Source organism: Synechococcus sp. H70.1 (assembly GCF_047502705.1).
Lineage (GTDB): Bacteria > Cyanobacteriota > Cyanobacteriia > Thermostichales > Thermostichaceae > Thermostichus.
On the sequence record NZ_JANSIV010000044.1, the window covers coordinates 1 to 8,425 of the forward strand.

6 protein-coding genes are annotated in these 8,425 nt (G+C 51.5%); all 6 read right to left on the reverse strand.

Annotated features, from left to right (window positions below; all coding sequences use genetic code 11):
* Positions 1-184: 184 nt before the first annotated feature.
* Genes NW827_RS03615 through NW827_RS03640 form a run of 6 tightly spaced genes read right to left on the reverse strand, consistent with a single transcriptional unit; the run spans position 185 to position 8,250 of the window.
* Positions 185-754, reverse strand: coding sequence for a hypothetical protein (locus NW827_RS03615; protein ID WP_414404454.1), 570 nt, complete (start codon positions 752-754; stop codon positions 185-187).
* A 28-nt stretch (positions 755-782) separates the two neighbouring features.
* Positions 783-2,456 carry an ATP-binding protein gene (locus tag NW827_RS03620; protein WP_414404467.1) on the reverse strand — a complete coding sequence of 558 codons (1,674 nt, stop codon included), beginning with the start codon at positions 2,454-2,456 and terminating at the stop codon, positions 783-785.
* A 23-nt stretch (positions 2,457-2,479) separates the two neighbouring features.
* The gene (locus NW827_RS03625) at positions 2,480-3,076 is read right to left on the reverse strand and encodes a hypothetical protein (RefSeq protein ID WP_414404455.1); all 597 of its coding nucleotides are present in this window, start codon (positions 3,074-3,076) and stop codon (positions 2,480-2,482) included.
* A complete protein-coding gene (locus NW827_RS03630) occupies positions 3,076-4,266 on the reverse strand; it encodes a DNA double-strand break repair nuclease NurA (protein WP_414404456.1) in 1,191 nt (396 codons plus the stop codon). The genes NW827_RS03625 and NW827_RS03630 overlap by 1 nt, the downstream gene beginning before the upstream one ends.
* Positions 4,256-7,852 (reverse strand): AAA family ATPase, encoded by a 3,597-nt coding sequence (locus NW827_RS03635; protein WP_414503348.1) that lies wholly within the window; start codon positions 7,850-7,852, stop codon positions 4,256-4,258. Before NW827_RS03635 ends, NW827_RS03630 begins: the two co-directional genes overlap by 11 nt.
* Before the next feature lie 2 nt (positions 7,853-7,854).
* Positions 7,855-8,250, reverse strand: coding sequence for a hypothetical protein (locus NW827_RS03640; RefSeq protein WP_414503349.1), 396 nt, complete (start codon positions 8,248-8,250; stop codon positions 7,855-7,857).
* Between the last annotated feature and the right edge of the window lie 175 nt (positions 8,251-8,425).

Below are 8,425 nucleotides of genomic sequence, written 5' to 3' on the forward strand. Positions count from 1 at the left end.
AAAATACTGGTCACTAAAGTGTATTGGGAAGGGCTAGGCTTTGGCATGATTTGCTCCCTAGAACCAGAATCAGTCAGAGGGTGCTATCCCTCCCCACCGTATAGACCGTGGGGAATTCCGCACCTTACGTTAAAACCTGGCTTCGTGACATCGATTCTTGGCTCCCCTCTTCCTTAGGGAAATCCTAGGGCCTTAGCAGATCAGCCTCTCCCCTGCCAGGAAGCAGCAAGGGTTTCATGGGTTCTGGGGTGGGAAGGGTGGGAACAGTCTTCAAGTCAGGAGGAATGTACAGAGGCTTAGGGTCAGGATCCCCGCCAAAGGCCAGCACCAGTGCCCGCAGCAGGGCTTGTCGCTGCTGGCGGCTTAGGGATTGCACAGCAGCTTTGTCCTGAGCGTAGGGGTTGACCGTCAGGCGCTCGGCGCCGGGATACTGTTGGGCAACCATTGGCTCGTTGGCGTCGCAATAGTCAGCCAGCGTCAGTTGCCAATCAAAGCGATCGGTGGGGGAACGCCCGGCCACCTGCAGGTGATAGAGCATCATCCGCCGCACCAAGGTGTCTTCTTCGGCTGGAGGGCCGCCGTCATTGGGGTTAATGGGGATGTAGGTGTTTTCCAAGGGTAGATCCGGCAGAACTTCATACACCCGCCGCGCCGCTTCAGGAATCAGCCGCAACTGGGCATAGGCAGGGCTGGATCCCAGCAGAACTGCAGCCGTGATGCGCAGCCAACTTGGCAAAAGGGCCTGTTTCCTCATCCTGCTTGCCCCAAAACCAACCTGCTGACTAGTCGATACTCAATCCATCCACCACTTGCGGTCGAGGACGGGGCTTGAGGGGGGCAGATTCGGCCAGGCGATCCTGGTGTCGGTGGGGCTGAAAGTAAGCTTGCCATGAGCTGAGGATATCCACCGTCTCACCGCCGTGCTGGGTGTAGCGCCTCCGCACCTTGCACAAAACAGGGGTATTGATGCACACGCCAGAGACAATCACCTGGCCCTTGCTTAAAGCCGGCAGTTCCTGGAGCAGATCCCGGCCGGCAGCCTCGACGCTGTGGCGTAAATTTTCCTGGTCAGTAGGGTTGACAATTCGCATTAAAAATTGGCTCATGCATTGTGACAGGATATCTGAATCCAGCTTGCCAGGCCGTTGCGTGATTAGTCCAACCCCCAGACCAAACTTGCGTCCTTCACTGAGAATAGTACGCAACACCTGCTTGCAGCGGGAGGGCTCGTGGGCAGGAGCAAAGCGGTGGGCTTCTTCTAGCAAGATGAAAACGGGGTAAGGCAGGTAGTTCTCATCTCCAGGTCGGACCTTTTTCTTTTGGGTGTTGATGCGGGCGGAATTGACCTGGCGCAAAATGGCGGCGGCAATGACTTGCTGCTCTTCCTGGCTGATCTCGTACATTTGTAAGATGGTCACCTGCCCTGGCTCAAACAAGTCTCGCGGAGCCAGATGTTCCACAGTGCTGAAATAGGGAGAGCGATCGATCTGTTCCAGCTTCCACTCCAAAGCAGGGGCGGAGGATCCCTGGGATCCATCTTCCTTGGAATCCACTTCGTAGGCAGCCTCGATTAGATCCTGGATTGTCCAACGCTCTGAATCAAACTGAGTAACCTTGTCAAAGGCTTTCTTTAGGACAGATTTCTGTCGGTCGGTGGTCTCCGGCAGTAGGGCCAGGATATCGAAGAAGTTAAGGGAGGAGACGCGAATCTTAATTCCTTTGGGGTAGAAAACCTTGACTTTAGGGCGGTAGCCATCTTCACCCAAAAACTTGGGGTGAGATTGTATCTCTGCCAGTGTATGATACTCTCCGTGAGGATCAAAAACAAGAACGGCAGCCCGGTTTTTGGGCAACAATAGCTCTTCAATTAAAACTCCTGCCGTGTAGGACTTGCCGGATCCCGTCCCCGCTAAGATGGCCAGATGAGTGCTAACCATCTCCCTGACATCCAGTACCACAGGCACCGCTCCCTCCTCGCGCAGCAGCAGGCTGCCTAAATGGGCCCCGCCAACTTCCGTTTCCCCCCGCTTGTTCAAGACTGACTTCAAGAGCGAATTGGGAGCTAAAAAGACCTTGGCACCGGGATCCGGAGGGCGACGGGGGTTAATAAAGCCCATGGCCCGATCAAAATAGCCGATAACTTCAACGGTTACGGCGTAGATCTCCGGGTTGGGATGGGTAAAGCCGACCAGAGCCACGATGGTGCTGGGGTCGATCTCCGTGTCGGCAAAGATGCGGTCGGGGATGTGATCCAGAAGCTGGACCTGGGTGATTCTACCCAGGATTTTTAAAGGTTGGGGTTGAGTATCCCGCACTTCGTAATAGACAAAATCGCCCACCTTGACTGCTTGGGTGTTGGAGGTAATAAACACATATTGGTTGGGAGTCTCACCAGGGCCCTTAACAGTACCGATCACCTCTGGAGTATCCTCCGCTAGGGAAAGGGAACTTTCCATGGAAATGAGTGAGGCCTTTTGGTTCATCGGCGCATTGCTCCTACAGTTATTTTCCAGGCTAGTTCTTTGCTTAGAATTTGCAGAGCTCGTCGTTGGGATGGGTCGGAGAACATAGGGATGATATCGTTTAAGACTTGATAGACAAGGTGGTTGGCAAAGTTGCCACCGCTACTCAAGAGTAGTCCGTAGTATGAAAATTGAGTTTGACCTTGAGGATTGAGATGGAAGCGCAGGATTTCCTCTTGGCTCATGCGAAAGACAGGTGTATTGACAGGCACCACTACGCGCGGGATCCCTTGCCAGCCACAACGCCTTTCTTCGTCCAAAGCTCCGATGAGAATTACCGAAAGTAATGTGCGCACCTCATTTTGCAAATCAGGGGAGAAATAGGGATCCGGCTGGCTGGAAAGACGGGGCCCAGCGTTAAGAAACATAGGATTTAAAATTTGACTGTTGTAAACCAACCCTACAGCCCAGTGGCGCTGATTGCTTTCTAACTTGACAAAGCTGCCGAAGCCATAGTCTTCGGGGGAGGGAGGGTTTTTGACTTCTAAAGCATCATCCACTTGTACTACGTAGTCACAGTGGCTGTTCGAGCGAACCACCTTGCCTAGTCTCATCAGACCCGCCTCCGCTGTAGCTTGCTGAGAGTCTTCCGAGAGAGCCGGAGGTTAAGATTCTCGCGGCTGGCCCACTCCTGCATTAGACGTAAGAAAAGGTTGCGATCTTCATTGCGAATAACAGCTACCTGATCCGCCGTCTCCAGTACGTAAGGATAGCCTCGGCCAATAATCACCTCACAGCGTACCAAATCTACCAGCCAGTCCAACAGGCCTGCCTCATAAACCCAAACAGGTATTTCTAGTCGAGCTGGAAAGTTGTCATTGGCACGCAGGTACACAAACCCCACTCGTCCTTGCATTTCTTGGTAGCGGCTGAGGATCCCTTCTTGGGGATTAAGAACGCCACTGCAGGCGCAGACAAAGAAGGGCGTTCGGTCTCCCCATTCCAACCAGGAGCTAAGCAGCTGTGCATCGTGCAGATAGGGAGCCTCGGGAAGATCAAAGCAGTTCCTTAGCAGTGTGACCAAATCTGAGTTGTACGCAGTGTCAATGTAAGCTACGACAGGGATCCTGTTTTGCTCACTGGCGCGCAGTACTTGCAACAAACACTCCACATAGAAATCTCGACTTTTGCTATCAAAGGTTTCGGCAAAGGTGGCTACTAGTACCCCATCTAGGAAAGCCAGCTTTCGCGATCCAGGTTGAGATTGCCAAATATACTCAGCAACTTTTCCTGTTTCCATCTGAAAGCGACGCTTATTAACAATGCTCTCCTTAGGTTCTCCGCTATCTCTGACTTCTAGATCTTTTGGGGTTAGTACATCGACCTGGATATCTTTTTCGTAAAGTCCTTGGTCACAGTGATAGTTCTCGTACCAGCCAATCTGCACTAAGGCTACTGGTATTGATAAATCCTTACTGGGGTAGATTTGAGATCCATCTACTGCAAATGTGGGAACGTCTTTGATAACTGGTCTTGCCCATTCATAGCTTTCCTCATAGCTATTCCATTTTTGTTGAAAGGGGACTCTCCAGCTGGAGTAAAGATCCCATTCCTGTGTGGGCAAGGCACCTGGAAAGGCTGAGGGAGCTATTTTCTCAGTAATCTCTGCCCTGGACCACCGGCACAATTTCTCCATTGCCTGGCGATACCGTTCTCTACGCTCTGAAGTTCCTTGATGGAAAGCAGCGAAAGCTTCGCGCTTTTTCTGTAATACAGCTAGTACCCGATCTGCCCTAAAAACCATAGCTGTTACCCTTCTCCATCTGACCCGATCCAGAGTGCCTTTCCACACGAATGACGTTTTCTGTCACTTGCTCAAAGGTGTTGTCGTGGCTAATCACAAATAGCTGCTCAAAGGAATGCAAGTTGGTGATAGCTTCCGCCAGCCGCTGGCGGCGTTGAGCGTCCATGTTGGTAGTAGGTTCGTCAAAAAAGGCAACGTCTAACTGTCCCAGTACCTTGAGCAAAGCTAGGCGGACGGCTAGAGCTGCTACCATTTGCTCTCCTCCAGAAAGGCAGGCAAAACGCCGTTTGGGCCCCCCTCTTTCTTGAATGCGGATCTCATAGTCAGGTTCCCAGCTGAGTCTGACATCGAAGCGGTTGAGAATTTCTCGGAAGAGGTGATCAGCAACGGTATTGATCTGTTGCAGGTAGTACTGGGTAATTTGAGGACCAGCTTTTTTGTAGGTATCTCGACTAAACTTAATGAAGCGGTGCAGCCTTTCTTTCTCGGCTCTTTCCGCCTCAGCTTGTTTTAAAGCTTGCTTTACCTGTTCCAGTTGCTGCAGTCTTTCCTGGATTTTCTGCAACTGTGGGAAAAGGCTTTCCAGACGAGCCTGGGCCTTGGCTTTTTGGATCTCAGTAAGCTGCAGGAGGGATCGAAGGTGTTGGTGCTCCTGGGGCTGGTAGAGGGAAGTTAGGGGCTCCAGCTCTCTCCGCAGTTGGGCTAGTTGCGTTTGCAACCCTTGCTGTTGGGCCTTGAGTTCGGCTAGTTTTTGTTCCCGTTCAGTTAGCAGTCTGGCAATAGGCTCTGCCCTTAGATAGTGTTCGTGATCTGGTCGATACCTTTCGCGCTCTTCCTTCAGCAATCCCAGCTCTTGCTCCAGGTGTTCAGTTTGGGATAGTGCTTCCTCGAGAGGTTGGAGTGCTACCTCTAAGTCCCGGATTTGCTGTAGGTAGTTGGCTTGCAGGCATAGGTACTGCTCTTCCAGCCTAAGCTCTGCCTTGAGCCGCTCAGCCTGACTTCTAGGATCCCCTAATTCTCTCAAAGTTTCAGCAGCTTTTGCAATTTGGGCCTGCAGGTAGTCTTTGGATCCCTCTGTTCGTTCCCAATAGGTAATCTGAGCTTGCTTTTCTTGCTTAGCTTTCTGAATTTGATCTAAGACCAGCTGAGCCGCTTGCAGTTCATCTTGCCGCTGCGGCAAACTTTGGGCTATGGTCTGCATACGGATAAAGGTTTCATAGCTGTTGCGGTGACGCCTTTGTTCCTCTTGCAAAGCATTAATCTTTTCATCCAGATCTAACAGAGGATCAAGCTTCTGCTCTAGAGTTTGAATCTGTTGCTGGAGTTGATGGATCTGATCCTCAATTTGCTGATATTCCTGCTCCACTTGCAGCTTATTGCTAAGCTCTTTTTCTAGGCGCTGGAGCTGACCCCTAGGATCCCCCACTGCCTGGAGGGCCTGGCCAATTTCCTGGTGTTGCCGGAGGAAGTTGTACTCAGCTTCAAGGCTCCATCGCAGATCATCAATTTTGCATTGCCGCTCGTTCTGCAGGTGTGTCAATCGTTCAATTTGAGCCTCCAGTTCGGGAATCTGGGTGGTCAAGCCAATCAGGGGCTGCAAGGTCTTAAGTTGCTTCTGGATGTCAGCCAGCTGCTGGCGCAGGTGAGTCTCATCTGTTTGTGGAGCAAGGTCCTGCAGGAATTGGTGGATTGACTGTAGCAAATGTTGGTTTAGAGCTAGAGACTCATAGAGAACTTCCGGGATCCGCCGCCATAGGGACTGAAACTGCGGATAGCTTTGTTGGTAGGTAGCCAGCTCCTGGACAAGGTCCTGGAGGCGGCGGTGGTGCTCAGCAAGCTGGCAAGAGCTTTCCTCAAAGAGGGCTTGCAGCTTTTGTTGAAACTGACGTGCTGCTGCGATACAGCTTAGCTGGGTTTGCAACCACTCCTGTTGAGCCTCAAGGTGGGGTAGGTTGGCTATGCGCTCCAGGTCGGTCTGTCGTTGTTGAAGCTGCAGCTGCAGTTGCTCCAGTTGGGCGCGGCTCTGCTCCTGCTCTACCTCTTGTTGCTTAAGTTCAAGGCGCAGTGCCTGAAAGTAGGACAACTTTTGGCCAATTTGATTATAAAGTTGTTCCAATTCAACCTGTTTTTGGCAGAGAGATTGCAAAGAAAGCCTCTCTGCCTCCATTTTCTGCAAAAGCTGGAGCTGTTGCCGATATTCGGATCCTCGCAACTGTAATTGGCGAAGATGCTGCCATAGAGCCTCTCGCTGAGCTATTAGAGTTTGTCGGATCCCCCGCAGTTTTTCTTGGTCGACAATAAGACTTTCTAGTTCTAGATAGCGACTATAGGCTGGCTGGTGCTGTTGACAAATAACCTGAGCTTGTTCTGCCTCTTGAACTCGGCTCTGTAGGAGTTGACAACGTTCAGCTTGGGCTAACCACTTTCCTTGTAGCTGTTCCCATTCCTGGTATAGCTGTAGCAATGTATTGAGTTGATGAGTCCATCGGCTTTGTTGGCGCTCCAGTTCTTCCTGGATCTGAATTTTGGGGGCCAGCTCCTCCAACTCCTGTTTCCAGCGCTGCTGTTGACTTAGTTTTTCCTGAAGTCTTGCCAGTTGATTTTCAATGTTTTGCTTTTGCAAAAGCAGGTTCTCTCGCTTTCTTAGCCACTCCAAGCGCTGCTGCTGTTGCTTTTCCAACTCTTGCAGATGGACTTCTATAGCCAGGAAGCGCTGCGCTCCTGCTCGAGATTGCTCTTGCTCTGCCTGAGCTTGCTTAGCTTCTTCCCATAGCTTTTCTGCTTGCTCAAGGGATAGGTCTAGAAGCAATCTCTTTTGTTCCAGCTGGGCAATTTGCTGTTCAAGTGCTTGGATTTGCTCAAGCAGTTCCTCCAGTTGCTCAACTTTCTGCCTAGTTTCACTCAGGGTGCGAGTGCATTGATTTATATTCTCCTGCCAGTAGCCTAGCTCTTGCTCGATCTTTTTCTGCTCTTCTTGCAATAGATCCCAGTCTTGTAGCTGCTGGTGAAGCAGCTCAATTCGATACTTGATAGCTTGAACTTGCGCCTCACTGTATTTTTCAACTGCTTGCAGATCCTTGGCAACTTGCTGATATTCTTCTACCTTTAAGATACGGTCAAAGACTTCCTTTCTTTCTTTGCTGGTTTTGAGGAAGTCTGCTGTAAAGGTGCCCTGGGGAACACCAATAATTGTAGCAAACAGGCGCGCTAAATCTGTACCGGCAGGTACTCCCAAATGTTGCCTCAGCCAGGCCAGTACATCCGTTTTACGCTCGTAGTCTAGGCGCTGCTTGAGCTGGGGATCGAAGAGGCGATACCCCTGGGTTACACTGCGGCGGACAGTGTAGGTGCGCTGATCCCATTTCGAGACAAACTGTACGGTAACCGCCGCATCGTTGGCACCTGTGCGAATCAGCTCTTCTTGGTTGTAGGGACAGTAGTCAAACAGAACCCAAGCAATAGCTTCCAGGATGCTGGTTTTTCCAGCTCCATTTTCTCCACAAATAGCGTTGATACCAGGTTCAAACTCAAAGACAGCTTCCTCGTAGGATTTAAAGTTTTGGAGAGCTACTGAAAGGATCCGCATGGTCAGTCTTCTTCCCCTACAAAGGCGCTGCTCAGGTGGGCGTAGATCTCTGCCTCGCTTTGGCCCTCCAACACTCTTTCTTTGAGATCCAAAAGTAGCTGTGCCAGCTCTTTACTGCGTTTCCGGTAGTGGGCGTGGCTGCTCAGCAGGTCCCTGTAGACCTTCTCTTCAATTTGGAGCCTTTGCTCCTCTTCTTCAAAAGAAAGAGTGGCCGAGCCAATCTCAAGAGAAGTGGCCTCAAAACGAAAGAGGACGACTAGGGCACCGGTAAGCTGCTGAATTTGCCGTTGCAGGACTCGGCTATCCAGCTCGTGCTTGGCAAAGCCCACCTGGCCCACCAGCCGCAACTCCACCACTGGCTCCGGCCCGCTGCCTGGTGGCCCAACTTCCCTAGCCATAGCAAGGGCTGCTGCAGCAATTTCGGCAGGCGTTTCTCGGCCCTTCGCTTTGAGATAGAGTCGTCGGCAGGGGGTATGGTGTGTGTGTTATTCACATATCAGAAGCCACGAAACGGATATGAAAGTGGGGGGGTGTGGGGGGTATAAAATGGGGGGGGGGGGGGGGGGGGGGGGG